At 42.8% G+C, this 22,207-nt stretch carries 20 protein-coding genes; 7 read left to right on the forward strand and 13 right to left on the reverse strand.

The window, feature by feature from the left end:
• Positions 1–340: 340 nt before the first annotated feature.
• Both HWQ41_RS34030 and HWQ41_RS34035 read left to right on the forward strand, forming a co-directional pair.
• Positions 341–1,261: an alpha/beta hydrolase gene (locus HWQ41_RS34030; protein ID WP_292772684.1), complete on the forward strand. Its 921-nt coding sequence runs from the start codon at positions 341–343 to the stop codon at positions 1,259–1,261.
• A gap of 338 nt (positions 1,262–1,599) precedes the next feature.
• Positions 1,600–2,634 (forward strand): AAA family ATPase, encoded by a 1,035-nt coding sequence (locus HWQ41_RS34035; protein ID WP_292772686.1) that lies wholly within the window; start codon positions 1,600–1,602, stop codon positions 2,632–2,634.
• A gap of 136 nt (positions 2,635–2,770) precedes the next feature.
• On the opposite strand, the gene HWQ41_RS34040 is transcribed toward HWQ41_RS34035, so the two are convergent.
• The 4 genes from HWQ41_RS34040 to mnmE all read right to left on the reverse strand — a co-directional run bounded on the left by HWQ41_RS34040 (position 2,771) and on the right by mnmE (position 6,063).
• The gene (locus HWQ41_RS34040; RefSeq protein ID WP_292772688.1) at positions 2,771–3,100 is read right to left on the reverse strand and encodes a hypothetical protein; all 330 of its coding nucleotides are present in this window, start codon (positions 3,098–3,100) and stop codon (positions 2,771–2,773) included.
• Between the two features lie 50 nt (positions 3,101–3,150).
• On the reverse strand, positions 3,151–3,921 hold the full coding sequence (locus tag HWQ41_RS34045; RefSeq protein WP_292772690.1) for an SDR family NAD(P)-dependent oxidoreductase: 771 nt from the start codon (positions 3,919–3,921) through the stop codon (positions 3,151–3,153).
• A gap of 6 nt (positions 3,922–3,927) precedes the next feature.
• Positions 3,928–4,431: a GNAT family N-acetyltransferase gene (locus HWQ41_RS34050; RefSeq protein WP_292772692.1), complete on the reverse strand. Its 504-nt coding sequence runs from the start codon at positions 4,429–4,431 to the stop codon at positions 3,928–3,930.
• A gap of 237 nt (positions 4,432–4,668) precedes the next feature.
• On the reverse strand, positions 4,669–6,063 hold the full coding sequence (gene mnmE / locus HWQ41_RS34055; RefSeq protein ID WP_292772694.1) for a tRNA uridine-5-carboxymethylaminomethyl(34) synthesis GTPase MnmE: 1,395 nt from the start codon (positions 6,061–6,063) through the stop codon (positions 4,669–4,671).
• 281 nt (positions 6,064–6,344) lie between these two features.
• On the opposite strand from mnmE, the gene HWQ41_RS34060 reads away from it, so the two are divergent.
• Positions 6,345–6,545, forward strand: coding sequence for a hypothetical protein (locus HWQ41_RS34060; protein ID WP_292772696.1), 201 nt, complete (start codon positions 6,345–6,347; stop codon positions 6,543–6,545).
• Positions 6,546–6,583: 38 nt separating this feature from the next.
• Here HWQ41_RS34060 and HWQ41_RS34065 read toward each other — a convergent pair whose 3' ends face one another.
• Entirely contained in the window at positions 6,584–7,252 is a 669-nt protein-coding gene (locus HWQ41_RS34065; RefSeq protein WP_292772698.1) for a Uma2 family endonuclease, read from the reverse strand.
• Between the two features lie 126 nt (positions 7,253–7,378).
• Here HWQ41_RS34065 and HWQ41_RS34070 point away from each other — a divergent pair, with 126 nt between their 5' ends.
• Together HWQ41_RS34070 and HWQ41_RS34075 are read left to right on the forward strand one after the other, a co-directional pair.
• Entirely contained in the window at positions 7,379–8,659 is a 1,281-nt protein-coding gene (locus HWQ41_RS34070) for a hypothetical protein (RefSeq protein WP_292772700.1), read from the forward strand.
• Positions 8,643–9,716 carry a hypothetical protein gene (locus tag HWQ41_RS34075; RefSeq protein ID WP_292772702.1) on the forward strand — a complete coding sequence of 358 codons (1,074 nt, stop codon included), beginning with the start codon at positions 8,643–8,645 and terminating at the stop codon, positions 9,714–9,716. Before HWQ41_RS34070 ends, HWQ41_RS34075 begins: the two co-directional genes overlap by 17 nt.
• Positions 9,717–9,734: 18 nt before the next feature.
• Here HWQ41_RS34075 and HWQ41_RS34080 read toward each other — a convergent pair whose 3' ends face one another.
• From HWQ41_RS34080 to HWQ41_RS34115, 8 genes are all read right to left on the reverse strand, one after another.
• Positions 9,735–11,363: a mucoidy inhibitor MuiA family protein gene (locus HWQ41_RS34080; RefSeq protein ID WP_292772704.1), complete on the reverse strand. Its 1,629-nt coding sequence runs from the start codon at positions 11,361–11,363 to the stop codon at positions 9,735–9,737.
• Between the two features lie 121 nt (positions 11,364–11,484).
• Positions 11,485–12,426, reverse strand: a complete 942-nt coding sequence (locus HWQ41_RS34085; protein WP_292772706.1) for a LysR family transcriptional regulator — start codon at positions 12,424–12,426, stop codon at positions 11,485–11,487.
• Positions 12,427–12,666: 240 nt separating this feature from the next.
• Complete coding sequence (locus HWQ41_RS34090) at positions 12,667–13,455, reverse strand: BMC domain-containing protein (RefSeq protein ID WP_292772708.1); 789 nt, start codon at positions 13,453–13,455, stop codon at positions 12,667–12,669.
• A gap of 48 nt (positions 13,456–13,503) precedes the next feature.
• The gene (locus HWQ41_RS34095) at positions 13,504–14,289 is read right to left on the reverse strand and encodes a transferase (protein WP_292772710.1); all 786 of its coding nucleotides are present in this window, start codon (positions 14,287–14,289) and stop codon (positions 13,504–13,506) included.
• A gap of 168 nt (positions 14,290–14,457) precedes the next feature.
• Positions 14,458–16,809 (reverse strand): ribulose bisphosphate carboxylase small subunit, encoded by a 2,352-nt coding sequence (locus tag HWQ41_RS34100; protein ID WP_292772712.1) that lies wholly within the window; start codon positions 16,807–16,809, stop codon positions 14,458–14,460.
• A gap of 97 nt (positions 16,810–16,906) precedes the next feature.
• Positions 16,907–17,209, reverse strand: coding sequence for a EutN/CcmL family microcompartment protein (locus HWQ41_RS34105; RefSeq protein WP_292772714.1), 303 nt, complete (start codon positions 17,207–17,209; stop codon positions 16,907–16,909).
• Positions 17,210–17,215: 6 nt separating this feature from the next.
• Positions 17,216–17,560 (reverse strand): carbon dioxide-concentrating mechanism protein CcmK, encoded by a 345-nt coding sequence (locus HWQ41_RS34110; RefSeq protein ID WP_010995041.1) that lies wholly within the window; start codon positions 17,558–17,560, stop codon positions 17,216–17,218.
• Positions 17,561–17,650: 90 nt separating this feature from the next.
• Positions 17,651–17,959 carry a carbon dioxide-concentrating mechanism protein CcmK gene (locus HWQ41_RS34115; RefSeq protein WP_190891121.1) on the reverse strand — a complete coding sequence of 103 codons (309 nt, stop codon included), beginning with the start codon at positions 17,957–17,959 and terminating at the stop codon, positions 17,651–17,653.
• Positions 17,960–18,622: 663 nt separating this feature from the next.
• Here HWQ41_RS34115 and HWQ41_RS34120 point away from each other — a divergent pair.
• Both HWQ41_RS34120 and HWQ41_RS34125 read left to right on the forward strand, forming a co-directional pair.
• Positions 18,623–20,479 carry an NAD(P)H-quinone oxidoreductase subunit F gene (locus HWQ41_RS34120; protein WP_292772717.1) on the forward strand — a complete coding sequence of 619 codons (1,857 nt, stop codon included), beginning with the start codon at positions 18,623–18,625 and terminating at the stop codon, positions 20,477–20,479.
• A 201-nt stretch (positions 20,480–20,680) separates the two neighbouring features.
• Positions 20,681–22,186: an NADH-quinone oxidoreductase subunit M gene (locus HWQ41_RS34125; protein ID WP_292772719.1), complete on the forward strand. Its 1,506-nt coding sequence runs from the start codon at positions 20,681–20,683 to the stop codon at positions 22,184–22,186.
• Positions 22,187–22,207 lie beyond the last annotated feature (21 nt).

A 22,207-nucleotide genomic window follows, 5' to 3' on the forward strand; every position in this document is an offset into this window, starting at 1 on the left:
CCCAACCCCCTCCCCGCTCTTCGAGAGGGGGCTATGATAGGGGACTATGATGTACCTCATGTGATTAGGAAACGCTATATACTCTGTAAAAGCAAAAATTTCAGTCCACTTGAGTGGACTTGAGCTATTAGCCTAGAACTTAAGTTCTGGGCGGGATTGCCTGTCTGCGCTACACTTTGATTGTTACAAAAATCTGGGTAACGACAAGGGTTAGAAGCCTTTAAATACGTGAGAATAACTCAATTCACTGTAATTATTCGATAGATAGAAGCTATTTTTACTACAATATATGTTGACATTATTAGTAACTTGCTGGGAAAATACGTAAAAAATTAACCTTATGATTGACCATAGCAATCGCATAGTGTCTCATAAAGAAGGCACATTTCAAGGTGTTGGAGGACTTGACCTGTATTACCAAAGCTGGCATCCAGAGGGTAAAGTACGGGCAATATTAGCCATTGTGCATGGACTTGGAGGACACAGCGATCGCTACAGTAATGTGGTTCAGCATTTGATACCCAAACAATATGCTGTCTACGGCTTAGAGTTGCGTGGTCATGGACGCTCACCAGGTCAGCAAGGCTATATCAACGCTTGGAGTGAGTTTCGCGAAGACTTGGGAGCCTTTTTACAGTTAATTCAAACTCAGCAGCCAGGATGCCCAGTTTTTCTCTTGGGTCATAGTTTAGGCGCGGTGATTGTCTTAGATTACATTCTGCGCTATCCCCAACAAGCATCAGTATTGCAGGGTGCGATCGCTTTAGCGCCAACCTTGGGGAAAGTTGGGGTTTCACCTGTTCGGGTGCTTTTAGGAAAAATGCTTTCACGGGTGTGGCCGCGTTTCACTCTGAATACAGGTATTGACATCAGTGCTGCTTCACGAGATCAGCAGATTTTAGCCGCTTATGTCCAAGATACACTGCGACATACCCGTGCTACTGCCCGTCTAGCTACAGAATTCTTTGCAACAGTTGATTGGATTAATGTTCACGCAGCTGATTGGCAATTACCATTGTTGATTCTCCACGGTGGCGCAGACCGAGTTGCTTTACCAGAGGGAAGCGATATTTTTTATCAACGGGTAAATTGCAAAGATAAGCTGAGAATTGAGTATCCCGGAGCCTATCACGAGATTCAAAATGACCTCAATTACCCTGAGGTAATGGCTGATTTGGAAGATTGGTTGGAGCGACACCTACCATCTGAGGTGGTGCAGTTAGGACGGGGAAACGCTGAGTTAGAGTTTCCTAATTCTTAGCAGTCTAATTCACCTTTGCAAAGTATAAGTAGACTCAAAATTATACCGAGTTGTAGTTTGATAAAACCTGTATAGTGCTATGTCAGCAACCAGTACATGGAATTGATTCTGTTGAACTATTGAATAAACTGGATTTTAGAAGAGCTGTAGTGAGACTTATGTGTCAATAAATCTTTACAAAAAAGCAAATTATTAGTTTAGTTAGTTACACTATGCTCACGTATTTTACACTACGGCAAATCACGCACGGTTAATTAAGACTATGTGGTTGTTAGAACTTCGTTAATAGATCGATAGTACAAATTCTTTCACATTACACAATAAATGGCAGTTAGCTTATGACGAAGATAATCTCAATTTTTAACAATAAAGGCGGAGTAGGGAAAACAACTATTCTCTGGAATCTTGCAGACGCAATAGCACGAAAGGAAAAGCGTGTACTGATGGTTGACTTTGACCCACAGTGTAATCTGTCTTTAGCTGTATTGGGCACCGACACCTTTACTAAAACATTACCAACTCAAAATGTACCCTATGGAACTACCATCCGCGCCTACCTACAAAGATTTTTGCAAAATACAGGTGGATTTGAGTTTTTCAGCCACAAAGGACCTCATACGCACTCAAATGCAGAGATTATAGCTGGCGACTTTTGGCTAAACGTTTACTCAGAATCGCTAAGTGTTGGTTCTGATTTGCTTACAGGTACTGGTGTAGCTAAGTATGTTGTACTGCGCGACCTGATTGACTTTGCGAATAAAAGAAACGGCGTAGAAGACTCCTATGACTACGCATTGATTGACCTACCTCCCTCTTTTGGTGCTTTAGTTAGAGCTGCGCTATACTCATCTGATTATTTCATTGTTCCATGCACATCCGACACTTTCAGCGCATACTGTGTTGGGTTGATAGGTGAAATGCTCCCTGGTTTCTTTCAGGATTGGGGCAGTGGTTTTAAGCGATTTAAGTCTTCTAACCCCTATCTGACTCAGTATGACCAATTAGGCTCTCCGAAATTTGCAGGGTGGATTTTTAACGGTTTCGATACTCGAAATAACCAATTAGTGAAGGCAGATCAAATTCACCACGATAAAATTTCTGATTCAATTAGAACGGATCTTATTCCAAGACTAAATGGTAATCTGTGTCAGGGACTTCCAAATAATTACCAGATTGGAGAAATTGAGGACATGAATGTCTTAGTTCAAAACAGTATTTGGCAAAATGTGCCCGTTTCTCAACTTGAAAAATTCCGCCCGATGAAAACATTGCAAGGTAGCGGAAACTGGGCTTGGAAACAGCTAGAACAGATTTCTCTTCTTAGAGATCACTTTAGAGAAATAGCCGATAATATAATCAAATATTGCATTTAGAAATCATTTGTATTGTCATTCTTCCTTTGGAGTAAGTTTCCCCGCGAAATCCAAAACTTCCAGACCCATTGTACTAAGTAAAGTTTTCAATATGATTGATCGCATCCACTTCTATCAAACAGGCTAAGATACAGAGTTAGTTATTTACATGATCTGAAAAATATGTTACTGATGATTGAAAGTTTTTTCCAACCAAGATAGGTTCACCCTTTACTGCTCCCCGGCTAAGAGTACAAATCTTATAAAGGTTTTCACACTCAAAGATTGCCAGAACTAGCTCTTTCCCAGTTTGGTAAGAAGGTGGTAAAGGTTTTCCTACCTCGCATTCCATATCAGTTTCGTTGTCACGCCACTGTAACTTCCAAATACGTTTTTCGGTTATTGGTGCTTTGAGAGACTGAGCGATCGCACTATATACCTGCTCTGCTTTAATATTATCCTTAGCTGCTGGCACAAAAAACTTCATAGGCTTTGGTTACAAGTAACGTGAGTTTCACTAGCACCAGCGTAACGCACTTACCAAGGCAATCTGCTTCCATTCCATGAGAAAAACTGTCCACTATCGCCTTCTTGAAGCTGTTCAATCACAGCCAATAATTGGGTAGCAGTACGTTCCACTGAAAATAATTGTTCCGCAGGTACATTTACCTGGAAAGGACGGGAAAGGCGGGTATCAGTTGTACCAGGATGCAATGTCACTATTAATGCTTTAGGACAACTTCTTTTATACTCAATTGCCGCAGTTCGCATCAACATATTGAGTGCTGCTTTAGAAGCGCGATAGCCATACCATCCACCAAGCTGGTTATCGCCAATACTACCCAATTTAGCAGAAATAGTGGCAAACACGCTGCGTTCTCCATGACGAAACAGAGGCAATAGATGTTTAGCCAACAAGACAGCACCAACACTATTTATCTGAAAGTAGCGCAGCAAATTTTCTGAATTGATCTGTCTTAAGCTTTTTTCAGGTTGCAAAGTATCTTCATGCAGCAGTCCTACACAGTTAACTACTAAATGCAGTTTGTCAACTTGGGCACGTATTTTTTGAACAGCTTCAACAATCTGCGATTCGTCAGTAATATCCATCGCCAGACAAATTAATCGCTCAGAATGTTCGGCTGCAAGAGCTATTAAATCAGAAGCTAATTCCGGTTGACGAGAAGTTGCATAAACTTTGGCTATTCTGTCATCTTGTAGCAATTTTTTCACAAAACCTAAACCAATACCTTGGCTGGCTCCTACAATCAATGCGTTGACAGGATTAATTTCATCGATAAAAGACATATGAATTTAGCTTACTTGTGGAGGTATTTCATATTCGTAGCGAGAGACAAAACAAGTACCAACTTGTCTGTCGCTGTGATGACGGAAACCAAAGCCTTCATATATCGCTCTTAGGCGCGATCGCGAAGCTTCACAATCTAGACGTAAATAATGTCTACCAAGTGTTTGTGTATGCTTGACTGCCCAAGTAAGCAGTGCTGAAGAGACTTTACCACCAGAGTAATCTCGTCGAACTGCAAAGCGATGTACAAATGCTGACTCCTCCTGAGAAATGTCAGGCCAGAAAAGTAAATCTTCTAGCTGAAACTTGATTGTACCAGCTGGTTTACCTGCCCATTCCGCAATAAAAAACAAGCCGTTAGCAACATCTTTAGAGATACTTTCTGGTGAAACTTCGCTATCACGCCACAGAGGTACACCACGCTGCTGGAGCCACAAAGTTGCTTCTAACAATATATCCGAGACTATCACCGTATCTTGTATGGTTGCTTGGCGAATTGAGATGTACATTTAGTTATCAATTGCAGGTTGAGTTGACCAATAGTGAAACTTCATAAAGATTACTATAAATGTTGGGTTGCATTTTGCTTTTGGCAATGTAACGCCGTGTACAACTTTCTCTCAAACCTAACCCCCAACCCCTTCCCTACAAGGGAAGGGGAGTAAGAATCAAAGCCTCTCTCCCTGTGGGGGAGAGGAATGGAAGTGGGGTTTCAAGAATAAGTTGCACATCGTGTAATGTACCCTTTATTTACCAATACAAAACTTGCTAAAAATCCTATCTAAAACTGATTCTGTTACTTCCTCTCCGGTAATTTCTCCTAGTGCTTGAATCGCACCTCGTAAGTCAATAGTCCAAAAATCAAGAGGGAACTGCTCGGCAATTGTTGCTTGTACTTGTTCCAAAGAGATTTTAGCTTGAGTTAAGGCTGCTGCTTGCCTTTGATTGATGGCTAAATCCATATCAGCAGCTTGCACTTTTCCTGCTTGGACTATCTCTAAAATTGCTGTTTCTAAAGCATCAATACCTTGATTTTGGGCTGCTACTGTGACAATTTTAGATTTGGGATTTGGGATTTTAGATTGAAGAGTTTTTCTTTCGCTTTCTTCTACTAAATCGATTTTGTTAATTACTAGAATCAACGGACGATGTTGCACTTGTTCGTAAATTTCTTGATCGCCTTCTGTCCACCCAGCTGAAGCATCGATGGTAAGCAAGACTAAATCTGCTGCATTGGCAGCACGACGCGATCGCTCGACACCAATTTTTTCCACTTGGTCTGTTGTTTCCCGAATCCCCGCAGTATCTAGCACTTGCACGGGAATTCCCCCGACAACCAACTGGGATTCCACCACATCGCGGGTTGTACCTGGTAAATCAGTGACGATCGCGCGATCGCTCCGGCTCCAAGCGTTCAATAAGCTGGACTTCCCCACATTCGGACGCCCTACAATTGCCACTTTTAAACCAGTCCGTAGCAACTCACCTTTATCTTTAGTTTCTATTAAGCTAGTGATTTCTGCGGCAATTTTCTCGATTTCTGATATGATTGCTTTATCATCCAACAGAGGAAGGTCTTCCTCAAAATCGATTCGAGCTTCGATTTCTGCCAAAATATCCAAACAGTTAGCGCGTAACTGCCGGATTGGATGAGCTAATTTTCCCTGTAAACCAGCTAAGGCAGTTTGGGCAGCTTGGGGCGATCGCGCTCCCACTAAATCAGCTATACCTTCGGCTTGAGTTAAATCCAATCGTCCATTCAAAAAGGCGCGGAGAGTAAATTCTCCCGGTTGCGCTAACCTTGCCCCATTTTCCAAACACAGTTGTAACACCTGCTGCACTGCCATAATTCCCCCGTGGCAATGGAATTCCACTACATCTTCACGGGTGTAAGAACGGGGTGCTTTCATGATCAGCAACAGGGCTTCATCCACCAGTTGTTGCGTCTGGGGATGGCGAATGTAACCGTAGAGAATCTGGTGAGTTTCCCAAACTTGTCGCCCTGGTGCATGAAAGAGAGTTTGAGCTAGAGCCATTGCTTGGGAACCCGACACCCTCACAATGCCAACGCTACCCTGTTGGGGAACAACAGCAGTGGCGATCGCAGCGATGGTTCCAGTAGTGGCAAAAACTTCTGACATGAGCGCGCTTTATAAGAGTGAGAAGTCAAAATCATAACTCATCTGATAACTTTCTAAATGGTAGATATTTAAACTAATCAGATGGCAACTTACAAGGTAAAATTTACCTGGAGGGTGAAAATCATAACTCGGAACTTATAACAGATTTTAAGGAAAGTGAAGTACACAACGATTCGTCCCAAAGCGAGGTATAAACCCTGTTTTACTTCTGAATTCTGGATTCTGAATTCTGAATTCTGCTGTATAACTTATAACTCATAACTTTTAGAGAGGAATTTACTGTGGAGCAAAAAATTAACTGCGCCCAAGCCTGCGTTAACGGTTGTGTTTTAGGGAATCAATGCCCCAATATCGAGTTTAGAGAGGCCGCTGCAAAGTTTATTCAAGAGACTCCCTTAGACAAAATGTTGGAGTTGGCACAAGAACGTCTGCGGAAAAAAATGACGGAACCACCAAAATGGGTTTTTCCTGAAGATCCATAGCATTCGCGCCAACAGGCACAAGCAAGACAGCGCGGAGGTTAAATAGTATCTGGATCTATATTTAATTCTCGCAGTTTTGCCGCCAAGCGATCGCTGCGTTGCTTCTGCTGTTGTGCCACTTCTTCCGGTGTCGGAACCAGTTCTCCTTCAGGAGTGTAAAAGCGTAAATTTTCTTGATAAACCCCTAAATATAAACCTAATTGTTGACTCCACAACCAGCCTTGGGGATTTGGTTCCAGCAGTTGATATTTACCATCAAGCAAATGATACCCTGAAAATTCTAAGGTTTCCGGGTCAAACCAGAAATAATCTGGTGTGCGAAAGATATCTTGGTAAATTTGTTTTTTTAAGCCTTTATCAGTCTCGCCTGTGCTATCCGAGAGGATTTCTATAATTAGATTGGGATATTTGCCATCTTCTTCCCAAACAACCCAGCTTTTACGGTGTTTGCGTTCAGTCCCCAGCACTACAAAAAAATCTGGCCCCCGGAAGTTTTCTGATTTGCACTGGCGTGGACTGTAGTAAATAGTGAGATTACCCGATGCATAAAAGTCATTACGATTTTGCCACAACCACTCCAAGCATTGAATCAGCAGTGTCATTTGTAGCCGATGCAAGTCAGTTTCCAAAGGCGGTTCGTCACTATATAAGTTCCCTGGCGGAAATATAACATCTTTTGAAACTTGAAAATCTTTGGTGACAGACATAGCGGCAAGTGTCTCAGTGCTATAAGTTTAGCGTAGCAGTGAGGAGCGTAGACGTGCAGCAAGCAATTTGTCAGTATATATCTCAGGTATTATAAGGTATTCCTGTAAGCATATAAACATGAATCAATGAGACAACTCAGACTTTTTGAGTATGAACCGTCTAAAGAAAAGCTCCCAACCAATCTGACAACAAATCGTCATCCTATACACAGATGGTTCAACTTCATAGCTGGCTTTTCTCCAGAGTTCGTGAGTTCGTGCATTCAAGAATCTGGCCTAACAGCAGATGAGATGCTTATCGATCCATTTTCAGGTTTATCTACCTCCCTTGTACAGGCCAACTTTCATGGTATATCCTCTGTTGGTTTTGAGGCTCACCCTTTTTTCTACGATATTTCGCTTGCTAAAATATTCCCCCCTACTTGCACACAGCAGGTAGATACCATCGAAAAAATTTGTCGATTTATTGAACCGTATACTAGTGATATTGCAGAAGTTTGGACAACAGATGCTGCGCTTTTTTTAGTAAAACTTTTCCCAGAGCAAGAATTGCGGCTTTTAGCATCTGCTCTTATGCTTGAAAATCAAATTGGATCTACTGAACGTCCGCTTTATCGTCTAATTATTTCTCGCGTACTTGAACTCACATCTGGCTCTCAAACAGATGGAATTTACAAAGCTCCTACTAGTCAGAAGAAATCAACACCGTATCAAATTGCTCTCCAAAAAGTTTGTGATGATATTAGAGACGACATTAAATTGCTAGGAAACAGGTTTAAACCAAGAGCAAAATTGCATTTTATTAGTTCTGAAACAATGAATACTCTGGAAGATGAAAGCTGTTCTCTATGCATCACTTCACCACCTTATCTCAACAATTTTGACTTTGCTGAGATGACAAGGATGCAACTTTATTTTTGGTGTTATGCTGGCTCATGGCGTGAGATTACAGAACGAGTGCGTCGGCGATTAATTGTTAATACCACAACTGCCCCAACTGACCTCAAACAGAATCAAAATATATTTATAGAAGCTATATCAGCAAATGTTCAATCTTCATTACAACCACTAGTTAATGAGCTTAAGCAACAAAGAAAACTGAGAAATGGCAAGAAAGACTATTACCTACTTGTATATCCTTACTTTGGACAAATGCAGCGAGTCTTTCAAGAATTAAAAAGGGTTTTACGACCTCAGAGCCACGTTCATATTGTTGTAGCAGATGCAGCACTTTACGGAGTTCATATCCAGACGGAAAAGTTATTATCTCAGATAATGGAGGAAAATGGATTTGAGATTTTAACAATCGAAACCTTGCGGACACGAGGGAGTCGCTGGGTTTTAGAAAAACGGCAAGGTATCGACAAACCTCTTGGAGAATTTCATATACATGCAAGACGAATTTGATGCTGATAGCTCACCAGAAGTAAGTACCAGTAATACGCTTTACCAGATTGCTAGGCAAGCAATGACACTCTATGTCCAAATTTACTTAGAACTGAGTAAGCAGACTAGTGGCTTCGCAAACATTCAGGCAGAACAGATCCAGATTTTTGAACAAAAACTAATTATTCTCAGTGGTCTTGATAGTTCACTCGACCCAACCGAAGCTAGTCCACAAGAGGTTGTACAAGAACTTTTTCGGATGCAAGCTGTCCCTTTTGATGTACAGTCAGCAATTACAAAAGGTGTGTACATTCAGTTAAGAAACAGAGTAGAAAATCTTTTAAATGAACTATATATCATCACAAAAGGACTTGAGGAATTTGATGCTGACTATATTCAATGTAATTCCTATATGCTTCCGATTCTTCAGCGCCTTGCCAATATTACAAGTAAGGCGGCGTTAAAAAAACAAATTGGCAATGTATCGGATAATGCTATTTCACAACCAGCAGCTAAAAAACTGGCTGAAATTTTGAATAAACGAAAGCCTGGCCAGACTATGACTCGCCAACAAATTTTGCAGAGTATTGAACCAACTCTTGAGGGTATTGTCCGTGATTTGGTAGGTAGAGTACTTCTTGAACGTATTGTTGCTAAGGCTCTTGATGATGCTAACATTCCTTATAAGTTAGAGTCTGAATACAGCTATCTTGAGGGTGTTATTTATAACTTCCGAGCCGACTTTGTTATTCCAGATGAAAAATTCCCAAAAGCTCTTATAGAGGTGAGAAAGTCATCTTCCAGACACGCTTCACTATATGCAAAAGACAAAATGTTTTCAGCGATTAACTGGAAAGGCAAGAATAAGGAATTGCTTGCAGTTCTTGTAGTAGATGGAGAATGGACATCTGAAACTCTGAAAGCGATGACAAGGGTGTTCGATTATGTTGTACCCCTCAATCGCTCTTCTGATGTAGCGACGGCTATTCATGAATACTTACAAGGTGACATATCTAAGCTGAAATGGCAAATCAACTTTTCAATTACTCCAGCTAATTTAAAGATTGATAAAGATTAGTTTTAATATGCTGAAAGGCTAAATATCTAACCCAATCACACTTAACTCAGGCGGATGTTCAACATTAAACTGGTAATATATCTCTCGTCGCTCCTGTGGTGGAAGAGTTAACTGCCATCCTAAAATCCCCATTTCACCAAGTTGAATTTGTGGGTTGCTGCGACTGAGGCGCACCTTAATTTGCTCGTTGCGGCTAACTGGCAATTGTTCAGCTAGTTTTAGATTTATTTCTTTGTCGAGTAAGTTAGTAATTATCAATCGATAACTATAAGTAATGCGGCGCTGGTTGCTAATCAATCTTTTGTCTACCAGACGCTCAACTAAATCGCGCTCAATTTTTAAACCTTCGTCAATTCCTAAATTAAGTTTAAATTCTTGCCCTGGTGCAATATTATCTAACTGAGTTGTCCCAATAAAAACGTTGTCACGAAAAATATTCGCTTTACCTGGTAACAAAGTTGCACCGTTGGGACTATTTTTCACATTAGCTTGCAAATAAGCAAAGCTTACCAAGCCTGGCATTGCCACATAATCGAAGCTACAAGGATAATCATCATTGAAAATCGTAGTTTTATGGGGTGCGCCGTCACTGGGAATGTTACCACCACCATTCAATTTGAAGGTAACTACACTCCCTTCTTTGAATACTTCTGCTGCAACGGTTTCTGCTGGGATAAGACTATCCTCTGTAACTTCGTCTTGTTCTTGCCAATCCGCTCTGGCAGCAGAAGCAGGCGGTTCTGGTATGCTAGGCAGCAGTGGCGGCTGGGCAGCAAATCGTTGTCGCACTCTTTGGGGAAGTGGCGTATCAATATACCAGGGTTCAAGTTTGGGTGGAAGTGTACCTAATCCCGGTTTAGCGGTAGAAAGGGTGAGATTTGCACCAATCCAATCTTCGCCACTGCTTTGGGTGATTTCTGCAAGGTAGCTCAGATGTACAATATCGCTGGTAGTGCTAAAGCGCAAGTCATAAAGCGGAGTCCAACTAGCGCGATTTACTAAGTATGATAGCTCTAATTCAAATTCGCCTTCACCCGTAACTTCAACTGCGACAACTAAGTTAAAACTCTCTTTAGGATGGGGTGTTTGGATTTTTTGCAATGAAGTGTGGAGTGCTTGCAGTTGTTTGTCTAATTCCTGCTGTTGGGTTTTGCACTCTCCAGATGCGATCGCATACTCACTATACTGGCTTCCGAGAAAGTTTAAGAAATCCAAAGTTTCGCTGAGGCTGAGATTTTTCCGAGACAAACTCTGTGCAAAGGGTTCTTCTGTTTTTTCCCGTAAGCCGGCGATAAAACTAGACTGCAATGCTAAAGCATCCACTTGGGCTTGCAAGTGGCGTTTTTCGGCTTCTAATTGCTGAATTTGTCTTGTAAAATGTGCTACTCGCTCCGCTACAGGTTCAGTAGTGTAGATGCGATCGCTACTAACTCCCACCAACCGCACCCCTACTGTTCCTGTACCGCTAACCCTGACAGACTCAGTTTCTAGAGTTACTGGCACTGGGGTAATTACTAATTCCTGTTCAATTCCTGTTAAATCAACTACACCCCGCCGTGTTACCAATGCTCTGTCAGAATACACAGTAACAGCTACAATCTCGCTTTGTACTGTTTTGCGCCAAGACGGTATTTCCGGGTTAACCACTGCCAGTTTTCCCCCATTTTTAATGATTCTGCTGGTTAATTGTCAATGCTTCCCGGTCTAACCGTCAACCCCTTTAAGTAATTCGTAATTCGTAATTCGTAATTCGTAATTATGAATTATTTTACCGGTGATTTGGTTCAAATGTACTAAAAGAAGTATCAGCGTTTTGCTGTACAACATTTTTTGCGGCAGCTAGTAGATACTCATAATAGGCACGAGCAACGATAGATAGCTGCTTGCCAGATAGGTAAACCATGTACCAATTTCGCTGAATGGGAAAGTGTTGTACATCTAAAATGCTAAACTCTGAGGAGTCTAATAGTAAGGTATGACGGGATAAAACAGAAATTCCTAAACCACCTGCGATCGCTTGTTTAATTGCTTCATTACTTCCCAATTCTAGCTTGACTTTTACCGTCACCCCTTGTTCTTCAAATAGCCTTTGGACGGCGCGACGAGTTCCTGAACCTGGTTCCCGCATAATAAAAGGTTCGTTAGACAGGCGTTGTATAGGAATATTTTTTTCCTTGGATAACGGATGATTAATCGGTGCAAAGACTATCAAAGGGTTTTCTAAAAATGGTTCACAAGTCACATCTATATTGTCTGGAATTTGACTCATAATATATAAGTCGTCCAGATTATGACTCATCCGTTCCAAAATTTGTTCGTGATTCGTTACTTGCAGGGAGATATCAATCCCTGGATAAAGTTCGCAAAACGGCCCTAACAAACGTGGAATAAAGTATTTTGCTGTTGTAATCACCGCCAAGCGTAATTGACCCTGTTTTAGCCCTTTTAAATCTGCCACCTTCATTTCATACTGGGCTATATTTTCAAAAATCTGCCGACAAGTAGCAAATAATTCCCGTCCTGCTTCCGTCAGATACAACCGTTTCCCCACTTGCTCAAATAATGGCAACCCTACCGATTTGGTGAGTTGCTTGATCTGCATAGAAACGGTAGGTTGGGTGAGAAACAATTCCTCAGCAGCACGAGTAAAGCTACTGTGCCGTGCCGCCGCCTCGAACACCTTTAACTGGTGCAGCGTCGCTTGGTTCAAGGGTGATTCTCCTGTATATAGCGATTAATTGATATAAAACTAGTATTGCTGAACACTGGCAAATGATATAGCTATGCTCACAGAAAGTTACGAGTTCTATTATAGATAAAACTCTATTATTTCTATTAAAATAAAGGTATTTTACTTATGTATTTAAGAAGCTATTATCAGAAGAATAAGAAAAGCGTAAGATGCCTTCCATCTCCCGATGAATGCTGAATGAGGATTTTCCAAAATTCATCATTCATCATTCCATAATTCTTCCGTAACTTTTGTATTTAGCTTGGTTAAGTCTGGTAATCTTAATACCTCGATTTCCGCAACTTGTTCTTTAATATTCACAGGCAAGTTTAACGCTTGACGTTGTTCTATCCAGCAACTTGCTAATGGCAAGGTTAGCTCCATTTCATCCAGAGGTCGGGGAATTACCATCACTGCATTCAATTCCCCAATGCGTTCTGCCTCAAACATTCCCGCTTCCACAGCTACCGCCACATTTGCTACGGAACCGCGAATAATCGCTGTACACAAACCCGCACCAATTTTTTCATAGGCTGCCAAATGAACATCAGCAGCTTTCAGCATGGCATCACACGCTCCTACCATCGCAGGAAATCCTCGCGTTTCTACCAAACCAATTGCTTGATTACTCAGACGGCTGTAATTGCCCTCCTGCATCAATTTAGTTAAACGAGTTGTGATCGGAAGCACTATATCTAGGTTGGGATAAGGTCGGGGAATCACCAAACTAGAAATCAACTGACCAAACTGTTCAGCCGTTTGCACACCTGATTCTACAGCCAGACGCACGTCAGCAATTCCACCCCGGACGATCGCAGTACAATGGCCGCTACCAATTTTTTCATACCCAACTAAGTGAACTCCTGCCGATTTCAGCATCATATCCGCCGTACCAACGATCGCTGGAAAGCTGCGGGTAGAAACTAAACCCAAAGCAGTATCCTCGTAGGTTTCGTAACTATGCGCTCCCTGGCTGGTATTGAGAGACCGTTGATTATATGTTTCCATTATGAATTATCCCAGATACGGAAAAAGCCGACAACTTACAATTAACACTTACTCGGACTGATTGTCAGAGTTTGGGTCGCTCAAGGATTGTCTATGAGGAAACAATGTAGTCAACAGTCTGCTTATGCTGCCTTGTCCATAAATTTGAGTCCCAAAACCGTTAGGGGATTCTGCGACGGGCTGACTGGGGTCTGAATGATGTTCTGTAGACGGTTGGGCCGCTGACCCCAAGCTGGAGTCAGCATGATCATTGGTCGGTTCCTCCACGGGAGGAGACTGGCTTTCTGGAGTGGCGGGAGATTTAAAATAAGAAATCGACTTGTTTTGTTTGAAATCCACAAAAGCCGAAGCTGAGAAGTTAGTTGAGGAAATTACCTTTTCCTTAACTCCCCCTGAGCTATTTTCCTCTTCCTTCGGCGGTGGCATACTTGTAGAAGCTGGGTTACTTGGAGATGCTTCCAGTTGCTTTGTTTGGGCAATCTGCCGACTAGTGTCTCCTAAAATCGATCCAGGTGGAATTACTTGTCCAGGTTCAACCGAATAGTTAAAAACTGTTGTCGCTGAACCAATGCAAGCATTTGCTCCAATTTTGCCCTTGCCAACCATCAAAAAACCGGCTCCCAGGTTTGCACCTACTTCTACCTCTAGGGTGCCTTCATGGACTTGGAGAATTGCTCCCATACCAATACAGACCCCTGGCCCAATGATGATCTTGCTGTTTACAGCCGCTTGGAGAATCACCCCAGGTGCAAGTACCGCGCTTGGATGAATAGTCACCTCGCCACTAATGTAAGAATCAAAGTTATTGCTGAGGCGCAGTGGCGGCACAGACATGGAAATTTTAACCTCGCAAGCCAGAAGAAAATAGAGAGTTAGGAGTTAAAAGTGAGGAGTTAGTTAAAAGTGAGTAGTTATAAATTTTGAGTTTAGAGTTATGAATTAACAATCTTTTTTAATTCCTAACTCCTAACTCCTAACTCCTAACTCCTAACTCCTAACTCCTTAAGGTCGTTGAATAATCGTTTCCAATACCCGACGCTTGGCTTTGGGGTCAATACCAATTAAGCGCACATATTCCCCTGGATATTCGCCGAGGTGCCGTTCTACAGATGCGATCGCTTCTCTTTCTGAGGAGGCTTGAATTTGACCGGTACTAGTCCAGGAACCTGTACGGAACCGCCGTTGGTCTACGTGTTCAATACTAATTTTAGAGCCGCCAGCCAATAATTGCCGGAGTTGGTTTACTACTTCAGTACTCAAGCGGGTACTGGTAGCTGTTGCTGTTGCTGTTGCTGTTGCAGAGGGGGCACTGCTAGTAAATGATTTCTGACTGCCAGAGGAGGCTACTTGACCATTTGGACGTTGGATAATGGTCTCTAATACCCGCCGTTTGGCTTTGGGGTCAATACCAATTAAGCGCACATATTCCCCTGGATATTCACCGAGCTGTCTTTCTACGGCTGCGATCGCTTCTCTTTCTGAGGAGGCTTGAATTTGACCGGTACTAGTCCAGGAACCTGTACGGAACCGCCGTTGGTCTACGTGTTCAATACTAATTTTAGAGCCGCCAGCCAATAATTGCCGGAGTTGGTTTACTACTTCAGTACTCAAGCGGGTACTGGTAGCTGTTGCTGTTGCTGTTGCTGTTGCAGAGGGGGCACTGCTAGTAAATGATTTCTGACTGCCAGAGGAGGCTACTTGACCATTTGGACGTTGGATAATGGTCTCTAATACCCGCCGTTTGGCTTTGGGGTCAATACCAATTAAGCGCACATATTCCCCTGGATATTCACCGAGCTGTCTTTCTACGGCTGCGATCGCTTCTCTTTCTGAGGAGGCTTGAATTTGACCGGTACTAGTCCAGGAACCTGTACGGAACCGCCGTTCATCTACGTGTTCAATGCTAATTTTATATCCACTACCCAATAATTGCCGGAGCTGTTCTACTACTTCAGTACTCAAGCGGGTACTGGTAGTTGTTGCCGTAGCAGAGGGTGTACTGGTACTAAATGATTTCTGGCTGCCAGAGGAGGCTACTTGACCATTTGGACGTTGGATAATGCTTTCTAATACCCGCCGTTTAGCTTTGGTATCAATCCCGATTAAACGCACATACTCGCCTTGATGGCTTTCGATACATTCTTCCAAGGCGGAGATTACTTGATTTATGGAAGTTGCTTCAATTGGCTTGCAACTAGTCCAGGAACCAGTTCGGAAGCGGCGCTCATCTACGTGTTCCATGCCAATTTTGTAACCACCTGCCAAGAGTTGGCGGATTTGCTCTACAGTTTCGCCATTGACTTTGCCACTGCTAGAGCTGTTACCGTTACCATTACTCCTGCTATAACTGCTATTACCACGACTAGCCGGAGCCTTAAAACTGGTAGCTGGTTTAACATCACTATCTGGACGTTGGATGATGTTTTCTAGCACACGTCGTCTACCTTTGTCAATGCCAAATAGCCGCACATACTCGCCGCTATGGTCTCTTACACAGCTTTCTAATGCTGCGATCGCTTCACCGAGCGATCGCGGTTCAATTGGCTGGCAGCTAGTCCAAGAACCCGTGCGGAACCGTCTTTGGTCTACGTGTTCCGTACCAATTTTATAACCTTGTTCCAATAGATAGCGCAACTGCTCTATTGTTTCTGCACCCAAACTATTGCTCGACACTTCACTACTCCTTTCCAACTCTAAAACAGTAATACCATTACCTATATAAGATTTAGCGTTCTCATCCCGAATGGGTGCTATACATTTGCTATCCGCAGCACAGAGATAACCTGCTCGTAATGCCTGATTAATTCCAACCACATGATGAGCAAATTCCTTATCCTGATCTTGCACATCTGGCAAACGGTCAGCTTGTTGCTGGTTAGTAATTATCGCTCCCGAAGGTATATATTTACCTGGGGGAATCTCTACGTCTTGAATCAAAGCGTGCATCATTACGATGCAACCTGCACCCACCCTGGCATTGAACACCGTAGATCGAAAGCCAATGAAGGAATTATCCCCCACATAAGCTGGTCCGTGAATTAAAGCCATGTGGGTAATGCAGGCATTTTTGCCAACCCACACCGAGTATTTATTTTGGTCATCGCCAATTACTCGACCTTCCTCTAACCCATGAATCACAACACCATCTTGAATATTAGTGTTTTCACCAATATAAAAAGGTGTGCCTTCATCCGCTCTAATCGTAGTCCCCGGAGCAACGATTACATTTGCACCTAACCTTACATCCCCAATCACATTGGAAAATGAATGTACAAAGGCAGTTTCATGGATTTTGGGTTCAGCTAAATTCCTCGACCACGGGGTTGGGGGTGCCGCCGTGCTGCGGACTGCCATCGCAAGATTCCTCCTCTATTAAGTTAGTCATTAGTCAGTTGTCATTTGTCATTTGTCTTTAGCTAATACCAATGACTAATGACTAATGACTAAATAACTATCGATATTGATCTTTTTTGCTGTAAATGACGCGATCTTCAACGTGAATAGTATCTATGATCGCTACTACTGCTGCATCTAATGGACGCTGCTCGTTTCCCAGAATTTGACGAGCGGCACTGCCACGACTGACAAGTACCCACTCATCTACTCCTGCTCCCACAGTATCTGCTGCTACTTCGTATTGTGGGAGGATGTTTCCATCTTCGTCCACTAATTGTAACAACAGTAGTTTCACACCTCTGAGACTTGGGTCTTTTTGGGTGCTAACTACTGTGCCGCGAACTTTGGCAACTTGCATTACAAATTACGGTCTTCTACCGAAAGGACGAATTGCATTGACATTTTCGCGGAACTGCTCTACGTCTTCGGTATAACGAATTGGCAGAACGTATTCCAAGTTTTCGTGAGGACGAGCAATGATGTGAGTAGACAGCACTTGTCCGCCGTTGACTCGCTTTACAGATTCAACACCTGCGGCCACAGAAGCTTGCACTTCCGAAACGTCACCCCGGACAATCACCGTCACCCGACCACTACCGATTTTTTCATAGCCTACTAAAGTGACGCGGGCAGCTTTTACCATTGCATCAGCAGCTTCTACCACTGCTGGAAAGCCTAGCGTTTCAACCATTCCCACTGCAATTGACATTAGTTTTAATCCCTATTTAAAGTTTTTAGCCTTGGACAAAAGTGATGCTCAATCAGGTAAAGAGCGTTAATTACTTTGTTTAAACAGCTTTTAAGTACGGAATTGTTCTACCGCTTCTGTGTAACGTATCGGCAAGACGTATTCCAGGTTTTCGTGAGGACGAGCAATGATGTGAGTGGATAACACTTCACCACCATTGACTCTTTTCGCGGCTTCAACCCCAGCTGCTACAGAAGCTTGCACTTCCGATACATCTCCCCTAACGATCACGGTGACACGAGCGCTACCAATTTTCTCATAGCCTACTAAAGTGACACGGGCGGCTTTCACCATCGCATCAGCAGCTTCTACTACTGCTGGAAAGCCCTTCGTTTCAATCATCCCAACTGCAATTGGCATCGCAGAACTCCTACAAAATGAATCTAATCAGTACTGTTTTTTGAAATTTTTGACGGGGAGAGCTTTATCTTAGAGTTAAGAAAACACTTCCAAATTAAGCATAGGAAAGCTTGGCGTCCCTGGCAATATAAATTACTATAATAGTTTATGATAAGAAAGTTTTAAAAAACTTAACAAAAATTTATCTGTGCTTCTGGGCAATTAAAGTTCACTGATTCCTAGAGCAGCCACTTATGCTTTATAATTTCTTTATCACATTTACAAAACGACATTCATAACTAAGGCTAATCCCATCTGGCGAGGGGCAAGCAGCGGCTGTATCTTTTGCTGTCTCTATCTTTCCTCAAATTTTGCTCTATGTACAATGACTAGGTGAAAAATATATAATTTTTTCAAATATATCGTATAAAGTACTTTGCTCAAAGTAGAAATACAAATGTAAAAAGGTCGGTGATGTTAAGGCAAGTAAATGCTTTCACTTATGTAAAGTTATATTTTACTTATGTAAAATAGGGTAAGGTTAAGTAAAAATACTTCTGGGAATTTAGTTGAAACAATAGTAAAAAAAACATCGGTATTTTGGTAGATTAATTTTATTAAATAAATAATAATTATTTTAAAGCTTTTTTTCAAATCAAGGCTGAGTCGTCAAGGGAAATTTAAATGGATCAATTTCTATTTTCAACAAGTTGGTTTGTGCCTTTTTATAGCTTATTAGGCGCAATTTTGACCTTGCCGTGGGGAATAGGAATCATTCAGCGAACAGGGCCAAGACCTGCGGCATATATAAACTTGTTGACGACTGTTTTAGCTTTTGCCCATAGCCTGTTTGTATTTAAAAATGTCTGGGATAGAGAACCAGAAAAGTTACTAGTTACCTGGTTCAAAGCTGCTGATTTAGACTTATCTTTTACCTTGGAACTCTCAGCAGTCAGCATTGGGGCAACAGTTTTAATTACGGGGTTAAGCCTCTTAGCACAAGTTTACGCTCTGGGTTACATGGAAAAGGACTGGTCGTTGGCGCGTTTTTTTGCGCTGCTAGGATTTTTTGAAGCAGCGCTGAGTGGTCTAGCAATCAGTGATTCTTTGTTTCTCAGTTATGCCCTATTGGAAGTCCTGACGCTTTCGACTTATTTGCTGGTGGGGTTCTGGTACGCTCAACCGCTAGTAGTGACGGCGGCGCGGGATGCGTTTTGGACTAAACGGGTGGGAGACTTGTTGCTGCTGATGGCTGTGGTGACGCTTTCCACCTTAGCCGGCAGTTTGAACTTTTCAGATTTATATGAGTGGGCACAAACAGCTAATTTAAGCCCAACGACATCAGCATTGCTGGGGTTGGCGTTAATTGCTGGGCCTGCTGGGAAATGCGCCCAATTTCCACTGCACCTGTGGTTAGATGAGGCAATGGAAGGGCCCAACCCCGCCTCGGTAATGCGAAACTCACTAGTAGTAGCTGGTGGTGCTTATTTACTGTATAAACTGCAACCATTGTTAGCACTGTCTCCAGTTGCCTTGAATACCTTGGTAGTCATGGGCACGGTGACAGCGATTGGGGCCACATTAGTATCTATAGCTCAAATTGACATTAAGCGATCGCTATCTCATTCTACCAGTGCATACATGGGCTTAGTGTTTTTGGCGGTGGGGTTACAGCAAGGGGGTGTAGCCTTGATGTTGCTGTTAACTCATGCGATCGCCAAAGCATTATTATTCATGAGTTCTGGTTCAGTAATCTTGACTACCCAAAGCCAAGATTTAACAGAAATGGGCGGTTTGTGGTCACGGATGCCAGCCACTACCACTGCCTTTGTGGTCAGTTCAGCCGGAATGGTAACACTGTTACCACTGGGAAGCTTCTGGGCAATGCTAGCATGGGCTGACGGTTTCGTGAATATTAGCCCTTGGGTGATTGGGGTTTTATTATTGGTCAATGGCTTGACAGCATTGAACTTGACCAGAGTATTTAGATTAGTCTTCTGGGGGAAACCGCAACAAAAGACCCGTCGCACGCCAGAAGTTGGTTGGCAGATGGCGCTGCCAATGGTGATTCTGACAGTGCTGACTCTGCTTCTACCTCTAATGCTACAGCAATGGTACTTGCTACCCGATTGGGAAAGTATTAATTGGTATGTGGCGTTAGCGTTGTTTGCTTCTACCGTAGTGGGAGTAGGTCTAGGGTGTACAGTTCATCTACACAAAGCTTGGTCAAGATCCAGAATCTTGGCGTGGAGATTTCTGCAAGACTTGTTAGGTTATGATTTTTATATTGACCGAGTTTATCTTGTAACCGTGGTGAGTGCAGTAGCACTGCTATCTAAAATTTCTGCTTGGAGCGATCGCTACTTGGTTGACGGTTTAGTAAACTTGGTTGGGTTTGCCACAATTCTCGGCGGACAAACTTTAAAGTACAGCATTTCTGGGCAATCTCAGGGCTATATGTTGACCATCCTAGCAGTTGTCAGCGTCCTGGGTTTTTTCATCAGCTGGTCATTGGGTTTACTAGATAAATTGCCTTTTTAAACGAGTTAGCAGTTACTCCTATAGTTCTGTGAGAATACCTAATTTTTTAACGAACCGCCAAGGACGCCAAGGACGCCAAGGAACAAACAGAAGAACAAATAGGTAATCTGAAAGCGGGAAGGGAGTAGGAGTTAGGATTTATTATTCTCCCTCATCCCCCTCATCCCCCTCATCTCCCTCATCTCCCCTTACCTGAATTCTATGCTTAGTGTTTTAATTCTAGTGCCGTTAATCGGGGCAGCTTTAATTGGTTTCTCGCCCTCTGGCATCAGTGGGAAATTCGCCCGTGGGGTGGCTTTGGTCTTTGCCAGTATCGCTTTCTTGTGGACAATCGTACTAGCAATTCAGTTCCATCCAGGAGAAATTACTCAACAGTTTGCCGAGTCTGTCCCTTGGGTAGATGTTTTAGGGTTGAATTATAACCTTGGGATAGATGGTTTATCTTTGCCGTTGCTAGTTTTAAATGGATTGTTAACTTCCATTGCCATTTACAGCAGCGATGAATCCCTACAGCGTCCTAAGTTTTATTACTGTTTGATACTATTATTAAGCGCTGGGGTGACTGGAGCCTTTCTGGCACAGGATTTACTGCTATTTTTTCTGTTTTACGAATTGGAACTGATTCCGCTGTATTTGTTGATAGCCATTTGGGGTGGGGCAAAGCGGGGTTATGCTGCTACAAAATTTCTCATTTATACAGCCGTTTCGGGAATCCTGATTTTAGCAAGTTTCCTCGGCATGGTTTGGCTGAGTGGTTCCTCTAACTTTGCACTAGCAACCTTGAACGCTACAACTTTACCTCTAGCAACACAGCTTTTACTGCTAGCGGGAATTTTGGTAGGTTTTGGGATTAAAATTCCCTTGGTTCCCTTCCATACTTGGTTGCCAGATGCTCACGTTGAAGCTTCCACACCGATTTCAGTGCTATTAGCTGGGGTGCTGTTGAAGTTGGGAACTTACGGCTTACTGCGATTTGGCATGAACTTGTTACCAGAAGCTTGGGCTTATGTGGCTCCTTGGTTGGCAACTTGGGCAGTGGTAAGTGTGCTGTATGGTTCATCCTGCGCGATCGCTCAAACCGATATGAAAAAAATGGTGGCGTACAGTTCCATTGGACACATGGGTTACGTGCTTTTAGCGGCGGCGGCAGCTACACCTTTAAGCGTGTTGGGTGCTGTGATGCAAATGATTAGCCACGGCTTGATTTCCGCAATGCTGTTTTTGCTGGTGGGGGTTGTGTATAAAAAAGCCGGAAGCCGCGATTTAGAAGTGATCCAAGGATTGTTGAACCCAGAACGCGGTATGCCGGTCATCGGTAGCTTGATGATTGTCGGAGTCATGGCCAGCGCTGGTATACCGGGAATGGTAGGGTTTATTTCCGAATTCGTAGTTTATCGGGGGAGTTTTCCAGTTTTTCCAGTACAAACCCTGCTGTGCATGATTGGTACAGGTTTAACAGCCGTTTACTTCTTAATTCTCGTCAACCGCGCCTTTTTTGGCCGCCTGTCTGCACAAGTTACCAACTTACCGCGTGTGTATTGGAGCGATCGCATCCCAGCGGCAATTTTAGCTGTGCTGATTGTGATTTTCGGCATTCAACCTGGTTGGTTAGTGCGCTGGACTGAACCAACAATTACAGCAATGGTAAATACTCAAAACGTAGTAGCAACAGTGTCTTTGGATAAAGCAATGGGAACTAGGGACTAGTGACTGGGGACTAGGGGCTGG

The organism is Nostoc sp. NOS(2021), assembly GCF_017115025.1.
Classification (GTDB): domain Bacteria; phylum Cyanobacteriota; class Cyanobacteriia; order Cyanobacteriales; family Nostocaceae; genus Nostoc.

Coding starts and splice junctions, on each gene's coding strand:
- HWQ41_RS34030 (WP_292772684.1), top strand. CDS start 341: ATGATTGACCATAGCAATCGCATAGTGTCTCATAAAGAAGGCACATTT.
- HWQ41_RS34035 (WP_292772686.1), top strand. CDS start 1,600: ATGACGAAGATAATCTCAATTTTTAACAATAAAGGCGGAGTAGGGAAA.
- HWQ41_RS34040 (WP_292772688.1), bottom strand. CDS start 3,100: ATGAAGTTTTTTGTGCCAGCAGCTAAGGATAATATTAAAGCAGAGCAG.
- HWQ41_RS34045 (WP_292772690.1), bottom strand. CDS start 3,921: ATGTCTTTTATCGATGAAATTAATCCTGTCAACGCATTGATTGTAGGA.
- HWQ41_RS34050 (WP_292772692.1), bottom strand. CDS start 4,431: ATGTACATCTCAATTCGCCAAGCAACCATACAAGATACGGTGATAGTC.
- mnmE (WP_292772694.1), bottom strand. CDS start 6,063: ATGTCAGAAGTTTTTGCCACTACTGGAACCATCGCTGCGATCGCCACT.
- HWQ41_RS34065 (WP_292772698.1), bottom strand. CDS start 7,252: ATGTCTGTCACCAAAGATTTTCAAGTTTCAAAAGATGTTATATTTCCG.
- HWQ41_RS34070 (WP_292772700.1), top strand. CDS start 7,379: ATGAGACAACTCAGACTTTTTGAGTATGAACCGTCTAAAGAAAAGCTC.
- HWQ41_RS34075 (WP_292772702.1), top strand. CDS start 8,643: ATGCAAGACGAATTTGATGCTGATAGCTCACCAGAAGTAAGTACCAGT.
- HWQ41_RS34090 (WP_292772708.1), bottom strand. CDS start 13,455: ATGGAAACATATAATCAACGGTCTCTCAATACCAGCCAGGGAGCGCAT.
- HWQ41_RS34095 (WP_292772710.1), bottom strand. CDS start 14,289: ATGTCTGTGCCGCCACTGCGCCTCAGCAATAACTTTGATTCTTACATT.
- HWQ41_RS34100 (WP_292772712.1), bottom strand. CDS start 16,809: ATGGCAGTCCGCAGCACGGCGGCACCCCCAACCCCGTGGTCGAGGAAT.
- HWQ41_RS34105 (WP_292772714.1), bottom strand. CDS start 17,209: ATGCAAGTTGCCAAAGTTCGCGGCACAGTAGTTAGCACCCAAAAAGAC.
- HWQ41_RS34110 (WP_010995041.1), bottom strand. CDS start 17,560: ATGTCAATTGCAGTGGGAATGGTTGAAACGCTAGGCTTTCCAGCAGTG.
- HWQ41_RS34115 (WP_190891121.1), bottom strand. CDS start 17,959: ATGCCAATTGCAGTTGGGATGATTGAAACGAAGGGCTTTCCAGCAGTA.
- HWQ41_RS34120 (WP_292772717.1), top strand. CDS start 18,623: ATGGATCAATTTCTATTTTCAACAAGTTGGTTTGTGCCTTTTTATAGC.
- HWQ41_RS34125 (WP_292772719.1), top strand. CDS start 20,681: ATGCTTAGTGTTTTAATTCTAGTGCCGTTAATCGGGGCAGCTTTAATT.